Origin of the sequence: Saccharothrix australiensis (assembly GCF_003634935.1) — a bacterium.
Lineage (GTDB): Bacteria > Actinomycetota > Actinomycetes > Mycobacteriales > Pseudonocardiaceae > Actinosynnema > Actinosynnema australiense.
Genome location: NZ_RBXO01000001.1, coordinates 7,599,569 through 7,615,617, shown reverse-complemented (window position 1 = coordinate 7,615,617; position 16,049 = coordinate 7,599,569). Strand labels below are relative to the sequence as shown.

Below are 16,049 nucleotides of genomic sequence, written 5' to 3'. Positions count from 1 at the left end.
ATCTTGACTGTGGGCGTCGGCAGGGTCACTCTGTCGGTGACGACGAGAAAGGTCCTTCCAGGTGCCTCTCGACAGTTGGCGTGCGCGTGGCTAGACTGCCCCTTTGCGCTGCCCTCTTTCCGTTTGCCCTTCGCCGAGAGCTGGATTGCCGGGCATCGCCGCACCCTTGACAGCCGTGCTAGTGCGCTGCTAGCCAGCTACCTGTCCCTGGAAGGACGCATCTTGGCGATCTCTCGCGCGACCAAGGCCACTGCTGCGACCAACTCCACGTCGGGGATTCCCGGAGCGCCGAAGCGAGTCTCTTTCGCGAAGATCCACGAGCCGCTTCAGACGCCCAACCTGCTCGACCTGCAGATCCAGTCGTTCGAATGGCTCACCGGTGACGAGGCGTGGTTCCAGCGCCGCGTCGACGAGGGTGACGAGGCGCCGACGGGCGGCCTCGAAGAGGTCTTGAACGAGATCTCGCCGATCGAGGACTTCTCCGGCTCGATGTCGCTCTCCTTCTCCGACCCGCGCTTCGACGAGGTGAAAGCCTCGACCGAGGAGTGCAAGGACAAGGACATGACGTACGCGGCCCCGCTGTTCGTCACGGCGGAGTTCACCAACCACACCACTGGCGAGATCAAGAGCCAGACGGTGTTCATGGGTGACTTCCCGATGATGACGGACAAGGGCACGTTCATCATCAACGGCACCGAGCGGGTCGTGGTTTCCCAGCTCGTCCGCTCGCCGGGTGTCTACTACGACACGGCGATCGACAAGACGACCGACAAGGACGTCTTCAGCGTCAAGATCATCCCCTCGCGGGGTGCCTGGCTGGAGTTCGACGTCGACAAGCGCGACACCGTCGGCGTCCGCATCGACCGCAAGCGCCGGCAGCCGGTGACCGTGCTGCTGAAGGCGCTGGGTTGGACCACCGAGCAGATCCGCGAGCGGTTCTCGTTCTCCGAGACGCTGCTGACGACGCTGGAGAAGGACCACACCGCGGGCACCGACGAGGCGCTGCTCGACATCTACCGCAAGCTGCGTCCGGGCGAGCCGCCGACGAAGGAGTCGGCGCAGGCGCTGCTGGAGAACCTGTTCTTCAAGGACAAGCGCTACGACCTGGCCAAGGTGGGCCGCTACAAGGTCAACAAGAAGCTGGGCCTGGACATCCCGATCACCACGGGCGTGCTGACCGAGGACGACATCGTCACGACGATCGAGTACCTGGTCCGCCTGCACGCGGGTGAGACGACGATGAAGCCGGGCGAGACCGAGGTCCCGGTCGAGGTCGACGACATCGACCACTTCGGCAACCGCCGCCTGCGCACCGTCGGCGAGCTGATCCAGAACCAGATCCGGGTCGGCCTGTCCCGCATGGAGCGCGTCGTGCGCGAGCGCATGACGACCCAGGACGTCGAGGCGATCACCCCGCAGACCCTGATCAACATCCGCCCGGTCGTGGCGGCGATCAAGGAGTTCTTCGGCACGTCCCAGCTCTCCCAGTTCATGGACCAGACGAACCCGCTGGCCGGGCTCACCCACAAGCGCCGCCTGTCGGCGCTCGGTCCGGGCGGTCTGTCCCGTGAGCGGGCCGGCATGGAGGTCCGCGACGTCCACCCGTCGCACTACGGCCGCATGTGCCCGATCGAGACGCCGGAAGGCCCGAACATCGGCCTGATCGGCTCGCTGTCGAGCTACGGCCGGGTCAACCCGTTCGGCTTCATCGAGACGCCGTACCGGAAGGTCGTCGACGGTCGGGTCACCGACCAGATCGACTACCTGACGGCGGACGAGGAAGACCGCTACGTCAAGGCCCAGGCCAACGCCAAGATCGACGACGAGGGCAACTTCCTGGAGGACCGCGTCCTGGTCCGCAAGAAGGGCGGCGAGGTCGAGCAGATCGACCCGCGCGACGTCGACTACATGGACGTCTCGCCGCGGCAGATGGTGTCCGCCGCGACCGCGATGATCCCGTTCCTGGAGCACGACGACGCCAACCGCGCGCTGATGGGCGCGAACATGCAGCGCCAGGCGGTGCCGCTGCTGCGCAGCGAGTCGCCGCTGGTCGGCACGGGCATGGAGCTGCGCGCCGCGGTCGACGCCGGCGACGTCGTGGTGGCCAAGAAGACGGGCGTGGTCGAGGAGATCTCCGCCGACTACGTCACGGTCATGGCCGACGACGGCTCGCGGCAGACCTACGGCCTGCACAAGTTCCGCCGCTCGAACCAGGGCACCTGCATCAACCAGAAGCCCATCGTGAACGAGGGCGACCGGGTGCAGACCGGCCAGGTGCTGGCCGACGGCCCGTGCACCGAGAACGGCGAGATGGCGCTGGGCAAGAACCTGCTCGTCGCGATCATGCCGTGGGAGGGCCACAACTACGAGGACGCGATCATCCTGTCGCAGCGCCTCGTGCAGGACGACGTCCTGACCTCGATCCACATCGAGGAGCACGAGATCGACGCGCGGGACACCAAGCTGGGCGCCGAGGAGATCACGCGGGACATCCCGAACGTCTCCGAGGAGGTCCTGGCCGACCTCGACGAGCGGGGCATCATCCGCATCGGCGCCGAGGTCCAGCCGGGCGACATCCTGGTCGGCAAGGTCACGCCCAAGGGCGAGACGGAGCTGACCCCGGAGGAGCGCCTGCTGCGCGCGATCTTCGGCGAGAAGGCCCGTGAGGTGCGCGACACGTCGCTGAAGGTGCCGCACGGCGAGTACGGCAAGGTCATCGGCATCCGCGTGTTCAGCCGCGAGGACGACGACGAGCTGCCCCCCGGCGTGAACGAGCTGGTCCGCGTCTACGTCGCCCAGAAGCGCAAGATCCAGGACGGCGACAAGCTCGCCGGCCGCCACGGCAACAAGGGCGTCATCGGCAAGATCCTCCCCGTCGAGGACATGCCGTTCCTGGAGGACGGCACCCCGGTGGACATCGTGCTGAACACGCACGGCGTGCCGCGCCGTATGAACATCGGCCAGGTGCTGGAGACCCACCTCGGGTGGATCGCCAAGCAGGGCTGGAGCATCAACGGCGACCCGGACTGGGCGAAGAACCTGCCCGCCGACCTGTACGAGGTGGAGCCCGGCACGAAGACCGCCACCCCGGTGTTCGACGGCGCGCGCGAGGACGAGATCACGGGCCTGCTCGGCTCGACGATCCCGAACCGCGACGGCGAGCGGATGGTCAAGGAGAACGGCAAGGCGCGGCTCTTCGACGGGCGCAGCGGCGAGCCGTACCCGTTCCCGGTGTCGGTCGGCTACATGTACATCCTGAAGCTGCTGCACCTGGTGGACGACAAGATCCACGCCCGCTCCACCGGCCCGTACTCCATGATCACGCAGCAGCCGCTGGGCGGTAAGGCGCAGTTCGGCGGCCAGCGCTTCGGTGAGATGGAGTGCTGGGCGATGCAGGCGTACGGCGCGGCCTACACGCTGCAGGAGCTGCTGACCATCAAGTCCGACGACGTGCTCGGCCGCGTGAAGGTCTACGAGGCCATCGTCAAGGGCGAGAACATCCCGGAGCCGGGTATCCCGGAGTCCTTCAAGGTGCTGCTCAAGGAGCTGCAGTCGCTGTGCCTCAACGTCGAGGTGCTGTCCTCGGACGGCGCCGCGATCGAGATGCGCGACGGCGACGACGAAGACCTCGAACGCGCGGCCGCGAACCTCGGCATCAACCTGTCGAGGACCGAGTCGCCGTCCGTGGACGACGTCGTCAACTGACCCTCGCCGGCCGCCGGGCGACGCCTCCCGCGCCTCCCGGCGGCCACCGCCAGCTCCCGTGCCAGCCCTGCTGGGGCAACGATCCAAAAAGGGGAAGAGAGTAGACGTGCTAGACGTCAACTTCTTCGATGAGCTCCGCATCGGTCTCGCGACCGCGGACGACATCCGCCAGTGGTCCTTCGGCGAGGTCAAGAAGCCCGAGACCATCAACTACCGCACGCTCAAGCCGGAGAAGGACGGCTTGTTCTGCGAGAAGATCTTCGGTCCCACCCGGGACTGGGAGTGCTACTGCGGCAAGTACAAGCGCGTCCGCTTCAAGGGCATCATCTGCGAGCGCTGCGGCGTCGAGGTGACCCGCGCCAAGGTGCGCCGCGAGCGGATGGGCCACATCGAGCTGGCCGCGCCCGTCACGCACATCTGGTACTTCAAGGGCGTCCCGAGCCGGTTGGGCTACCTGCTCGACCTGGCGCCGAAGGACCTTGAGAAGATCATCTACTTCGCGGCCTACGTGATCGTGGGCGTGAACACCGAGCTGCGCCACAACGACCTGCCGACGCTCGAGAACGAGATGCAGGTCGAGCGCAAGCGCGTGGAGAACAAGCGCGACGCCGACGTCGAGGCGCGTGCGCAGAAGCTGGAAGCCGACCTGGCCGAGCTGGAGGCGGAGGGCGCCAAGTCCGACGTCCGCCGCAAGGTCAAGGAGGGCGGCGAGCGCGAGATGCGCCAGCTCCGCGACCGGGCCCAGCGCGAGCTGGACCGGCTCGACGAGATCTGGTCCACCTTCACCAAGCTGGAGCGCGCCCAGCTGATCGCGGACGAGCTGCTCTACCGCGAGCTGTACGACCGCTACGGCGACTACTTCACCGGCGCGATGGGCGCCGAGGCCATCCAGAAGCTGCTGGGTGACTACGACGTGGACGCCGAGGCCGAGGTGCTGCGCGAGACGATCCGCAGCGGCAAGGGCCAGAAGAAGCTGCGCGCCCTCAAGCGGCTGAAGGTCGTGGCCGCCTTCCAGGCGACCCGCAACAACCCGCAGGGCATGGTCCTGGACTGCGTCCCGGTCATCCCGCCGGACCTGCGCCCGATGGTGCAGCTCGACGGTGGCCGGTTCGCGACCTCGGACCTCAACGACCTGTACCGCCGGGTCATCAACCGGAACAACCGCCTCAAGCGGCTGATCGACCTCGGCGCGCCCGAGATCATCGTCAACAACGAGAAGCGGATGCTCCAGGAGGCCGTCGACGCGCTGTTCGACAACGGCCGCCGCGGTCGCCCGGTGACCGGTCCGGGCAACCGGCCGCTGAAGTCGCTGTCCGACCTGCTCAAGGGCAAGCAGGGCCGGTTCCGCCAGAACCTGCTCGGCAAGCGCGTCGACTACTCCGGCCGTTCGGTCATCGTCGTCGGCCCGCAGCTGAAGCTGCACCAGTGCGGCCTGCCCAAGCAGATGGCGCTGGAGCTGTTCAAGCCGTTCGTGATGAAGCGGCTGGTGGACCTCAACCACGCGCAGAACATCAAGTCCGCCAAGCGGATGGTCGAGCGCGCGCGCCCGGCCGTGTGGGACGTGCTGGAAGAGGTCATCACCGAGCACCCCGTGCTGCTCAACCGCGCGCCGACGCTGCACCGCCTCGGCATCCAGGCGTTCGAGCCGCAGCTGGTCGAGGGCAAGGCCATCCAGCTCCACCCGCTCGTCTGCGAGGCGTTCAACGCCGACTTCGACGGTGACCAGATGGCGGTCCACCTGCCGCTGTCCGCCGAGGCGCAGGCCGAGGCGCGCGTGCTGATGCTGTCGTCGAACAACATCCTCTCGCCCGCGTCGGGCAAGCCGCTGGCCATGCCCCGCCTGGACATGGTGACCGGCCTGTACCACCTGACCCGGCACAAGGAGGGCGACATCGGCGAGGGCCTGGCGTACTCGTCGCCCGCCGAGGCGCTGATGGCGTTCGACCGCAAGGTGCTGGGCCTCCAGGCGATGGTCAAGATCCGGATCACGGACAAGAACCCGCCGAAGGGCCAGGAGCCGGAGGGCTGGGAGCCCGGTCAGCCGTGGCTGGCCGAGACCACCCTCGGTCGCGTCCTGTTCAACGAGGTCCTGCCGCAGGACTACCCGTTCCTGAACGAGGTCATGCCCAAGAAGCGGCAGGCCACGGTCATCAACGACCTCGCCGAGCGGTACCCGATGGTCACCGTCGCCCGGACGCTGGACAAGCTGAAGGACGCCGGTTTCTACTGGGCCACCCGGTCGGGTGTCACGGTGGCGATCTCCGACGTGCTCGTGCCGGAGGCCAAGCAGGGCATCCTGGACGAGTACGAGAAGCTCGCCGACGCGGTGGAGAAGCGCTACCAGCGCGGTCAGCTCTCCTACACCGAGCGCAACAACGAGCTGGTCAAGGTGTGGACCAAGGCGACGGAAGAGGTCGCCGAGGTCATGGAGGCCAACTTCCCCGAGGACAACTCGATCCGCATGATCGTGAAGTCCGGCGCGGCGGGCAACATGACCCAGGTCCGCTCGCTGGCGGGCATGCGCGGTCTGGTGACCAACCCGAAGGGCGAGTACATCCCGCGGCCGATCAAGAACTCGTTCCGCGAGGGCCTGTCGGTGCTGGAGTACTTCATCGCCACGCACGGCGCCCGCAAGGGTCTCGCCGACACCGCGCTGCGCACCGCCGACTCGGGTTACCTGACCCGTCGTCTGGTGGACGTGTCGCAGGACGTCATCATCCGCGAGATCGACTGCGGCACCACGCGCGGCGTGAACATGACGGTCGGCGAGCGGATCGGCGACAAGGTCGGCCTGCACGAGTTCGCGCAGACCTCCGTGTACGCCCGGACCATCGCCGAGGACATCACCGACGCCAACGGCAACGTGGTCCTCAACCGCGGTGACGACCTGGGCGACCCGGCGCTGGCGACGCTCGTCGAGGCGGGCGTGACCAGGGTCAAGGTCCGCTCGGTGCTGACCTGCGAGTCGGCGGTCGGCGTGTGCGCGTCCTGCTACGGCCGCTCGATGGCGACCGGCAAGCTGGTCGACGTCGGCGAGGCGGTCGGCATCGTGGCCGCGCAGTCGATCGGTGAGCCCGGCACCCAGCTGACCATGCGCACCTTCCACCAGGGTGGTGTGGCCGGCGACGACATCACGACGGGTCTGCCCCGCGTGCAGGAGCTGTTCGAGGCCCGCGTGCCCAAGGGCAAGGCGCCGATCGCGGACGTCGACGGCCGGGTGCGCATCGAGGACGGCGACCGGTTCTGGAAGATCACCCTCATCCCGGACGACGGGTCCGAGGAGATCGTCTTCGAGAAGCTGTCCAAGCGCCAGCGGCTGGCCAACACGGCCACCGGCCCGCTCCAGGACGGCGACCACGTGCACGTCGGCCAGCAGCTGCTGGAGGGCACGCCCGACCCGCACGAGGTGCTGCGCGTCATGGGTCCGCGCGAGGCCCAGCTGCACCTGGTGCAGGAGGTCCAGAAGGTCTACCGGGCGCAGGGCGTGGCGATCCACGACAAGCACATCGAGGTCATCGTCCGGCAGATGCTGCGCCGGGTGACGATCATCGACTCGGGCGCCACCGAGTTCCTGCCCGGCTCGCTGGTCGAGCGGGCGGAGTTCGAGTCCGGCAACCGCGCCGTGGTCGCCGAGGGCGGCGAGCCCGCCGCCGGCCGTCCGGTGCTGATGGGCATCACGAAGGCGTCGCTGGCCACCGACTCGTGGCTGTCGGCGGCGTCGTTCCAGGAGACGACGAGGGTCCTGACCGACGCGGCCATCAACGGCCGCTCGGACAAGCTCATCGGCCTCAAGGAGAACGTGATCATCGGTAAGCTGATCCCGGCAGGCACGGGCATCAACCGCTACCGGAACATCCAGGTGCAGCCGACGGAGGAAGCGCGGGCCGCGGCCTACGCCATCCCGTCCTACGACGACGGCTACTACACGCCGGACGTCTTCGGCACCGGTACCGGTGCGGCGGTGCCGCTGGACGACTACGACTTCGGTCGCGACTACCGCTGACCCGATCGCGGTCACCGCACGACCGAACGGCCCCCGGAGCCTCCCGCTCCGGGGGCCGTTCCGCGTCCGGGCCCGGTTCGCACGCGTGCGGGCGGCTCGTCGCGCACCGTGCACGGGCGGTGGTCCCGCTGCTGCGGCGGGGTCAGGCGGATGCGGCGTCCGGGTGATCACCGGTTGGGCCCCTTGCCGCTGTTACCCGGAAGTAGATAACGTCCGCTCGGACGTGATCCCGCGTCCCGGACCGCGATCCGCTCGCGGTCCGAGGCACCTCCGCGACCCAGCGGACCCCGGCCCCGCCGGTGCCCGCGACGTCCCGTGCCACCGGCTCCACCCGTACCCGGGTGGCCCGGCACCGGGTGGGTTCCGCGTCCGACTCCCGGCGACGGCCACCGGCCGGTCCGGGTTGATCGCGCGGTGACGGCAGGGCGAGGGGCCCCGACACCCCCGCCCTGCCCGTCAGGACCGGCGGCGGGACTTGGCCAGGGCGCGTGCGCGGGCCACCAGGTCGTCCACCAGGTCCTCGTCGGAGGTCGGCGGGCCGCCGTCGCCGCAGCACGGCGGTTTGGTGCGGCGCTCGTCGAGGCGCGGGCGGACGCCGGCCAGCTCGTACAGGGCGTCGTAGAGGTTGCGGCCGGGGTCGTCCTCGTGGGTGCCGACCAGCAGCACCCACGCGTCGGTCGGGTGCGGGAACGCCACGACGACGCGGTCGTTGCCGCGCAGGTGCTTCACGCACAGGCGGGGCAGGGGCTCCGGCCCGGTGACGCGGTAGCCCAGGGCGGCGCAGCCGCGGTGGGACAGCTCGTCCAGGAAGCGCTCGTACGCCTGGCGGGCGGGGCCGCGGAGCCGGGCGGCCTGGGCGCCGGCCACGGGCGTCTCGACTACGGTGATCAAGCTGAGCGGACTACCCGTCCTTCACCCCGGTGCAGCTGCTCCAGGCTCGTCGCGAGGTCGGGGCGGTCGAGCAGCGCCTGGTCGGCGAGCCTGCGGTGCACCTCGTCCAGCAGCCCCCTGGTGCGGCCGGCGCGCCGCAGCTCGGACACCACGTGCAGCACCTCGTGCAGCCGCACGGCGTCCAGCAGCAGCCGGGGCTCGCGGCTGTGGACGGCCAGCACGCCCTCGCGCGCCCACGCCTTGACCGTCTTCTCGGTCAGGTCGAGCAGTTCGCCCGCCACCACGGGCCGGACCGGCGGCGCCTTGCGCAGCGCGCGGGCCACCACGCCGTCGAGCTTGTGCCGCCGCGCGTCGTCCTCGGACAGGCTCGCGGCGACCTCCTCGATCTCCTCGATCTGGTCGAAGAGATCCCGGATCTGCGCGGCCTCCGTTGCGACCGACATGGCGACCTCCCTGGTTCACTACCGAGTATCGCCCAGTTTTTCGGGAGTCGCAACGGAGGCGGCGGAAACCGGGCCCGGACGGCGCCGGGACCGGGTCAGGACCGGGTCAGGACGAGAAGAACAGGCCCGAGAGGCCGTGGTGCTTGCGGTGGCCGTAGCCGTGGCCGTAGTGCGGCTGCGGCGCGCCCCACCCCGGCTGCACGGGCTGCTGCACGTAGTGCACCTGGGCGGGGGCCGGCGCGACGGGCGGCGGGGGCGGCGGAGGAGCGGCCATCTGGGTCTCCAGGCGGGTGATGGCCTCCAGCTCACCGTAGTCGAGGAAGACCCCTCGGCAGCCGTCGCACTGCTCGATGTGTACGCCCATGCGGTCGAAGGTGCGCATGGTCGCATGACACTTGGGACACTGCATCGTGTGAGCCTCCTGCTCTGACAGTTGTCCGCGATACTAGCCGTGCGCCACCGGCGCGTGACTGGAGACGATCCGGGCACAAGCCCCGATCAGAGCGCGCTGCGCGGTGTCCAGGCGCTTGCCGTCGCGCTCGGCCGCGGTCAGCGCGCGCGCCGCCATCTGGACGACCAGCGCGCGTGCGGGCACCTCCAGCGCGGCCCACGGGTCGGCGCGCCGGACGGCCGTCCCGCCCGCGTCGAGGTAGGCGTCGAGCAGCCGGCGCCACGTCACCGCGTCCAGCACGCCCGCCAGGTGCAGCGCGGCCGGCCGCGCCAGGTCCCACGCCGGGTCGCCGCGCCCCAGGTCGTCGAGGTCGATCAGCCGCCACCCGTCGCGCCACAGCAGCTGCCCCAGGTGCCAGTCACCGTGGATGAGGGTCGAGCCGTCCGGCCCCCTGGCGGGCAGGGTGGCGAACGCGTCCGCGACGACGCCCGCGCCGGCGACGCCGCGCGGCACCTCGCGCACCGCGCGCACCATCCGCGCCCACGCGCCCGCCTCGGGCGCGCCCGCCGGCGCGGCGACCCGGTGCAGGTCGGCGAGCAGCCGGCCGGCGGCCTCCAGCGGCAGCTCGTCCGGCTCGCGCTGCGCGACCGGCGTGCCGTAGGGCCAGGAGGTCACCACGCGGCCGTGCACGGTGGTCGGTGGCCCCAGCGGCGGGAGCAGCACGCCCGGCAGGTCCTCCGCGATCCGCAGCCGGGCCGCGAGCAGATCGGCGTCGGTGCCCGGTTCGTGTGCTTTGAGCACCACGTCGCCGACCCGGACCACCACCACCTCGCCGCGCACGGCGAGCACGGCGTGCTCCGCCCCGCCGGACAGGGCCGCCACCACGTCTGCGATCGACTCCGAGCTCACCCGGTCATTGTGGCCGGCGCGGCGAGCGGTCGTGGGCTTTCGCCGGGACGGGCGGCGCCGCTCGCGGGCGGGAACTCGGCCCCTGCCCGCGAGCGGCATCCGACTCGCGCGGTGTTCGGTCCCGGTCCCGGTCAGCGTTCGACGTCGCCGCGGATGAACGCCTCGACGGCCTCGTGCGCCGCCGAGTCCGAGTACTGCACCGGCGGGGACTTCATGAAGTACGACGACGCCGACAGGATCGGCCCGCCGACACCCCGGTCCAACGCGATCTTCGCCGCCCGCACCGCGTCGATGATGATCCCCGCCGAGTTCGGCGAGTCCCACACCTCCAACTTGTACTCCAGGTTCAACGGCACGTCACCGAACGCCCGACCCTCCAACCGCACATACGCCCACTTCCGGTCGTCCAACCACGACACGTAGTCCGACGGCCCGATGTGCACATTCCGCCTGCCCATCTCCCGATCGACCTGCGACGTCACCGCCTGCGTCTTGGAGACCTTCTTGGACTCCAGCCGCTCCAACTCCTTCATGTTCAAAAAGTCCATGTTGCCGCCCACGTTCAACTGCATGGTCCGGTCCAACTGCACACCCCGGTCCTCGAACAGCCTGGCCAGCACCCGATGCGTGATCGTCGCACCCACCTGCGACTTGATGTCGTCACCCACGATCGGCACACCCGCCTCCTCGAACCGGCGCGCCCACTCCGGATCCGAGGCGATGAACACCGGCAACGCGTTGACGAACGCCACCCGCGCCTCGATCGCGGCCCGCGCGTAGAACCGGTCCGCCTCCTCCGACCCCACCGGCAGATACGACACCAGCACGTCGACCTCCGCGTCACGCAACGCGGCCACCACGTCCACCGGCGCCTCGTCGGACTCCTCGATCGTCTCCCGGTAGAACCGCCCCAGACCGTCCAACGTCGGCCCCCGCTGCACCGTCACACCCAACGGCGGCACATCGGCGATCTTGATCGTGTTGTTCTCACTGGCCCCGATCGCCTCGGACAGATCCGTGCCGACCTTCTTGGCATCCACGTCGAACGCGGCCACGAACTCCACGTCCCGCACGTGGTAGCCACCGAACTCGACGTGCATCAACCCGGGCACCCGGGTACCCGGATCGGCATCGCGGTAGTAGTGGACACCCTGCACCAGCGACGCCGCGCAGTTGCCAACCCCGACAATGGCCACTCGAACCGTGCGGCGGTTGTCGCCCATCTCAAACTCCTCAGCTCGTGATCGGTGACGTGCGGTCGACGTCACCGGGTACCGCCGATTGACGTCCCCAGTCTTTCCAGCGCCGCGTCCAGCGCCGCGTGGATCCCCGAGGGGTGCTCCAGAAGAACGGAGTGGAGGCCGTTGGCCTCGGCCGCGGCGACCACCGCGGGCCGGTCGTCGATGAGGACCGATCGACCCCGCTCGCCCCCGCAACGCTCCAGGGCGCGGTCGAAGTACGCCTTGGACGGCTTCACCTCGCCCACGACCCAGGACGAGCAGAGGACCTCGAACAGGTCGAAGTGGCCGTGCTTGTCGTTCTTCAGCCGGTCCCAGTGCGCGGCCTCGTTGTTCGCGAGCGCCAGCCGGAGCCGGGGGTGCTCCCGCCGGACGCGCTCCACCTGCGCGAACGTCTCGCCGTACCCGGAGACGCAGCTCAGGTACAGCTCGTCGGCCCACTGCTCGTCCAGCCCCAGCGGCAACGCGCCCCCGGCGGCGAGCAGGCAGTCGGCCAGCACCTCGTGCGCGGTCCGCTCGTCGGACTCGTACTCGTGCTGCCGGCCGGCCACCTCGGCCTGGAACACCACCGGGTCGGCCTCGTACCGCTCGGCGATCGACGTCAGGAAGGGGGTCTCCTCGTTCACGTTGCTGAAGAAGACCCCTCCCGCGTCCATCAGGAGTGTCGGTCTCACGGCGACACCCCCGCCCGGCCGCCGTCGAGGTCGATGACGGACAGCACGAACAGCTCGAACGTGCGGATGAAGTCCTGCGCCGCGCGTTCCGAGACGCCGCGCCAGGCGGCGCTGATCCGCAGCTCGTCCTCGTCGTGCTCGATCGTGACCTCGCACCCGTCCTGCTCGTCGGCCGGCGAGACGACCTCGGTCACGTGGCCGCCCGCCAGCAGCGGCTCCTCGTCCTCGTCCTGGAGCGACAGGAACGGCGCCCACAGGTGGACGTGCGCGGCCTGCCGGGGGCCCCACAGACCGGTCAGCGCCTGGTCGTAGGGGACCGGCGCGCACGAGACGCCCTCCAGGACCGTGTCGCGCACCGCCTCGACCACCTGCTCGTCGGTCAGCGCCGAGACGTCGGGGAAGGGCACGAGCAGCTGGCTGCTGAGGTTGCCGATGATCTCCGTCGAACCGGGCAGGTCCCGGTTGAGGAACGGGATGCGGATCGCGCCCGGACGCCCGCGCACCGCGCTCAGCGTCCGGGCGAGCAGGCCCGCCAGCAGGGTGAGCGGGGAGACCCGCAGCCGCTTCGCCGCATCGACCACCGAGTCCCACCGCGACGCGGGCGCCTCCCAGCCGAGCTCGCCCGACCAGGAACCGGTCAGCCGGTCGACGTCGACCGGTTCGAGGCCCGCCCCGGCCAGCAGCGCCTCCCACCGGCGGACCCGGTCGTCCCCGGTGGCCGCCAGCAGCGCGTGCTGGGCCGCTGCCCAGTCGCGCATCTGCGGCGCCGGGAGCGGCCGGGCCTCGTGGCCCGCCGCGAGCAGGTCGTAGGTGTCCGCGAGCTCGTCCAGCAGCAGCTTCCACGACCACCCGTCGACGACCGCGTGGCTGACCTGGAGGCCGAAGCGGACGCCCGAGTCGTGCCGCTCGACCAGCGCCCGGACCACCGGCCCCGCCAGGGGGTCGATGTCGGACTCGATGGCGGGCGCGGTCCACGACCCGCCCGAGCGGCGCAGCTCCAGCAGCGCGGGCCCGGCCGAGCCCGGAATGCAGACCACCCGGTCGCCGTCGTAGGCGAACCGCGACGTGAGCACGTCGTGGCCGGCCGCCACCACGCCCACCGCCTTGAGCAGCAGCGCGGTGTCGGCCGACGCGGGCAGGTCCCACCACGACTGCGAGGCCAGCGTCGGCCGCCCGTCCTCGCGGCTCGCGAGGAACCACGCCTCGTCGTCGACGCCCGCCCGGAACGGCACGCCGGCCAGCACCGGCGACGGCGGGATCTCCTCCTCGTCGTGGAGCGCCTCCACCACCCGGTGCGTCATGACCGGACCGCGAGGTGGCGGCCGATGACGACGGCGTCCGCACCGCTCTTCACGAAGGTGCCGAGGATGTCGGCGGCCGACGACGCCATCGGCTCCTCCGCGACGTTCAGCGAGGTGTTCACCAGCACCGGGACACCGGCGCGGCGGTGGAACTCGCCGAGCAGGGCGTGGTAGACGGGGTTCGCCTCCGCCGTGACCGCCTGCGGGCGCGCCGAGCCGTCGACGTGGACCACCGCGGGGATGCGCGTGCGGACCTCGGGGCGCACCTTGGCCGCGACGATCATGAACGGGTTGGGCGAGCCGTCGAAGAACTCGTGGAAGTGCTCCGCCTGGACGCTGGGCGCGAGCGGGCGCCACATCTCCCGGTTCTTCGCGTTGTTCAACCGGGTGAGCGACTGGCGGTCGCGCGGGTCGCCCAGGAAGCTGCGCGCGCCGAGCGCGCGCGGCCCGACCTCGGCCCGACCCTGGCCCCAGGCGACGACCGCGCCGGACTCGATCAGCCTGACCACCTCGGGCAGCAGCGACTCGTACGGCAGCTCCTCGGCGCGGATGCCCGCGTTCGCGAACGCCTTGGCCACGTCCTCGTCGGCCAGGTCCGGGCCCCAGTACGCGTGCTCCATGCGCGAGCGGCCCGTCAGGTCGGTCGTCTCGTTGGCCACCACCAGCGCCGCGCCGAGCGCGACACCCGCGTCGTGCGCCATCGGCTGCACGTAGACCTGGTCGAAGATGCCGCTGTCGGCGAGCTTCCCGTTGGCGGTGCAGTTCAGGCCGACGCCGCCGGCGATGGCCAGCCGCTCCCGGCCGGTCAGCTCCCGCGCCCGCGCGGCGAGCGCGAGCAGCGTCGTCTCCAACGCGCGCTGGGCCGAGGCGGCGAAGTCCGCGTAGGCCATGATCGACTCTTCGCGGCGGGGCGCGTAGGGGAACGAGGCCCGCGCGAAGTGCTCCTGCAACGCCGCCGACCGCTCGTTGATCAGGTCGCGCCCGACCGTCGTCGCGTCGGGCACACCGCGCCACACGATGGTGCCGTCCTCGAAGGCGAGCGCCGCGTCGTGCGCGGCGCGGCCGTACGAGGCGAGCCCCATCAGCTTGCCGCCGTCGTTGCGGCCCAGGCCGGCGAACTCGGACGCGGCCTCGTAGAAGAAGCCGAGCGAGGTCTCGACGCCGAAGTCCTCCACGATGCGGAGGTCGCGGCCCTCGCCGAGGGCGATGGACGTGGCCGTGTCCTCGCCCATCGCGTCCACGACGAGCACCGCGCAGTCCTCGTACCCGCTCGGCCAGAACGCGCTCGCCGCGTGCGCGAGGTGGTGCGCCACCGGGCGGACCTCGCGCGGGCGCTCACCGTCGAAGAGCCGGTCCGGGAACAGCCACTCCGGGGTGTCGAACGGCAGGACGCGCAGGCGCTCCGCGCCCTCCAGGTGGAGCCACTCCGCGAGGCGGTCGTGGTCGGAGCCCAGCGCGACCACGTCGACGTCCGAGAGCCGGATGCCGGCGTGGTCCAGGCAGAACTTCAGCGCGTCGGCCGGTGACTGGTCCACTGCTCGTTTGCGTCGGGACAGCCGCTCCTGCTCCACGGTCACCACCAGCTCGCCGTCGCGCAGCAGCGCACAAGACGAGTCGTGCGCACCGTGATTGAGGCCGACCACCCAACGAGATGCTGACGACATGAATCCCTCTCCGCGTCTGGTTGCCATAGCTGTTCACACCTCTTGTGCCAGGCGGGCGGGTACCGGTCGCCCACCCCACCGATCGGCCTCGATGATCGCGACGCGCGCGGCCAGCTCGTCCGGGGCGACCGCGCCCCGCACCACCGTCACGGTCGCGAAACCGGCCGCCAGGAGCGCCACGTCGCTGCCCTCCGGCGCCTCGACCGCGCGCGGGGCCCAGGTCAGCTCGCCGGTCGAGGAGCACCGGACGAACGGCAGCACCGGCGCGGGCGGCGCGACGCGCAGCCCCCGGACCAGACCGCGGTCGAGGTTCGGGACGTTCAGGCTCAGCGCGACACCGCGGCCGAGGTCGAGGGCCGCGTCGAGCAGCGTGACCGCCAGCTCCCCGGCCAGTTCGCCCTCCAGCGGCCCGTCCTCCCGGCCGTGCGTCGAGTAGACGTCGTCGCTGCTGACCGCGACCGCCGACGCGCCGAAGGCGGCCGCCGTGATCGCGGCCCCGACCGTGCCCGAGAACTCGGTCATGCGGCCGACGTTGGGCCCGTGGTTGATCCCGACGACGACGCCCCGCGGCGCGGGCCCCGCCAGCCCCGAGAACGCCGAGGCGACCATCAACGCCGGGGTGCTGTCCCGGAAGGACCACGCGTCCCCGACCACCCGGACGATCGAGGGCCGACCGGACGGCACCGCCATCGCGGCGCCGGCCCCGGTCCACCCCTCCTCGTTGCCGAACACCACGTGCTCGACGCCGGCCGCTTCCAGCGCCCGGACCAGCGCGGCCAGCCCGGGCGCGGCCACTCCGTCATCGTTCGTCGCGAGGATCACGAGCCACC

11 protein-coding genes are annotated in these 16,049 nt (G+C 70.8%); 2 read left to right on the top strand and 9 right to left on the bottom strand.

What is annotated here, in order from left to right; all coding sequences use genetic code 11:
* The first annotated feature begins 222 nt into the window (after nt 1–222).
* Nucleotides 223–3,705: a DNA-directed RNA polymerase subunit beta gene (rpoB, locus tag C8E97_RS32515; RefSeq protein ID WP_121009941.1), complete on the top strand. Its 3,483-nt coding sequence runs from the start codon at nt 223–225 to the stop codon at nt 3,703–3,705.
* A 106-nt stretch (nt 3,706–3,811) separates the two neighbouring features.
* Nucleotides 3,812–7,708: a DNA-directed RNA polymerase subunit beta' gene (locus C8E97_RS32510; protein ID WP_121009938.1), complete on the top strand. Its 3,897-nt coding sequence runs from the start codon at nt 3,812–3,814 to the stop codon at nt 7,706–7,708.
* 456 nt (nt 7,709–8,164) lie between these two features.
* On the opposite strand, the gene C8E97_RS32505 is transcribed toward C8E97_RS32510, so the two are convergent.
* The 9 genes from C8E97_RS32505 to C8E97_RS32465 form a co-directional block, all read right to left on the bottom strand.
* Nucleotides 8,165–8,599 carry a hypothetical protein gene (locus C8E97_RS32505; protein WP_147455293.1) on the bottom strand — a complete coding sequence of 145 codons (435 nt, stop codon included), beginning with the start codon at nt 8,597–8,599 and terminating at the stop codon, nt 8,165–8,167.
* Complete coding sequence (locus C8E97_RS32500) at nt 8,596–9,042, bottom strand: hypothetical protein (RefSeq protein WP_121009932.1); 447 nt, start codon at nt 9,040–9,042, stop codon at nt 8,596–8,598. The genes C8E97_RS32505 and C8E97_RS32500 overlap by 4 nt, the downstream gene beginning before the upstream one ends.
* 106 nt (nt 9,043–9,148) lie before the next feature.
* Complete coding sequence (locus tag C8E97_RS32495) at nt 9,149–9,451, bottom strand: TFIIB-type zinc ribbon-containing protein (protein WP_121009929.1); 303 nt, start codon at nt 9,449–9,451, stop codon at nt 9,149–9,151.
* A 36-nt stretch (nt 9,452–9,487) separates the two neighbouring features.
* Complete coding sequence (locus tag C8E97_RS32490; RefSeq protein ID WP_246019299.1) at nt 9,488–10,342, bottom strand: phosphotransferase; 855 nt, start codon at nt 10,340–10,342, stop codon at nt 9,488–9,490.
* 131 nt (nt 10,343–10,473) lie between these two features.
* Complete coding sequence (locus C8E97_RS32485) at nt 10,474–11,565, bottom strand: inositol-3-phosphate synthase (RefSeq protein WP_121000825.1); 1,092 nt, start codon at nt 11,563–11,565, stop codon at nt 10,474–10,476.
* A 41-nt stretch (nt 11,566–11,606) separates the two neighbouring features.
* Complete coding sequence (locus C8E97_RS32480; protein WP_147455292.1) at nt 11,607–12,254, bottom strand: HAD family hydrolase; 648 nt, start codon at nt 12,252–12,254, stop codon at nt 11,607–11,609.
* Nucleotides 12,251–13,555 (bottom strand): condensation domain-containing protein, encoded by a 1,305-nt coding sequence (locus C8E97_RS32475; RefSeq protein ID WP_121009920.1) that lies wholly within the window; start codon nt 13,553–13,555, stop codon nt 12,251–12,253. Before C8E97_RS32475 ends, C8E97_RS32480 begins: the two co-directional genes overlap by 4 nt.
* On the bottom strand, nt 13,552–15,198 hold the full coding sequence (locus C8E97_RS32470) for a carbamoyltransferase family protein (protein ID WP_170212057.1): 1,647 nt from the start codon (nt 15,196–15,198) through the stop codon (nt 13,552–13,554). Before C8E97_RS32470 ends, C8E97_RS32475 begins: the two co-directional genes overlap by 4 nt.
* A gap of 54 nt (nt 15,199–15,252) precedes the next feature.
* Nucleotides 15,253–16,041 (bottom strand): 5'/3'-nucleotidase SurE, encoded by a 789-nt coding sequence (locus C8E97_RS32465; protein WP_121009914.1) that lies wholly within the window; start codon nt 16,039–16,041, stop codon nt 15,253–15,255.
* Nucleotides 16,042–16,049 lie beyond the last annotated feature (8 nt).

What these genes read in the sequence shown, in the direction of transcription:
- C8E97_RS32500 (WP_121009932.1), bottom strand. Translation starts at nt 9,042, where the DNA reads ATGTCGGTCGCAACGGAGGCCGCGCAGATCCGGGATCTCTTCGACCAG.
- C8E97_RS32495 (WP_121009929.1), bottom strand. Translation starts at nt 9,451, where the DNA reads ATGCAGTGTCCCAAGTGTCATGCGACCATGCGCACCTTCGACCGCATG.
- C8E97_RS32485 (WP_121000825.1), bottom strand. Translation starts at nt 11,565, where the DNA reads ATGGGCGACAACCGCCGCACGGTTCGAGTGGCCATTGTCGGGGTTGGC.
- C8E97_RS32475 (WP_121009920.1), bottom strand. Translation starts at nt 13,555, where the DNA reads ATGACGCACCGGGTGGTGGAGGCGCTCCACGACGAGGAGGAGATCCCG.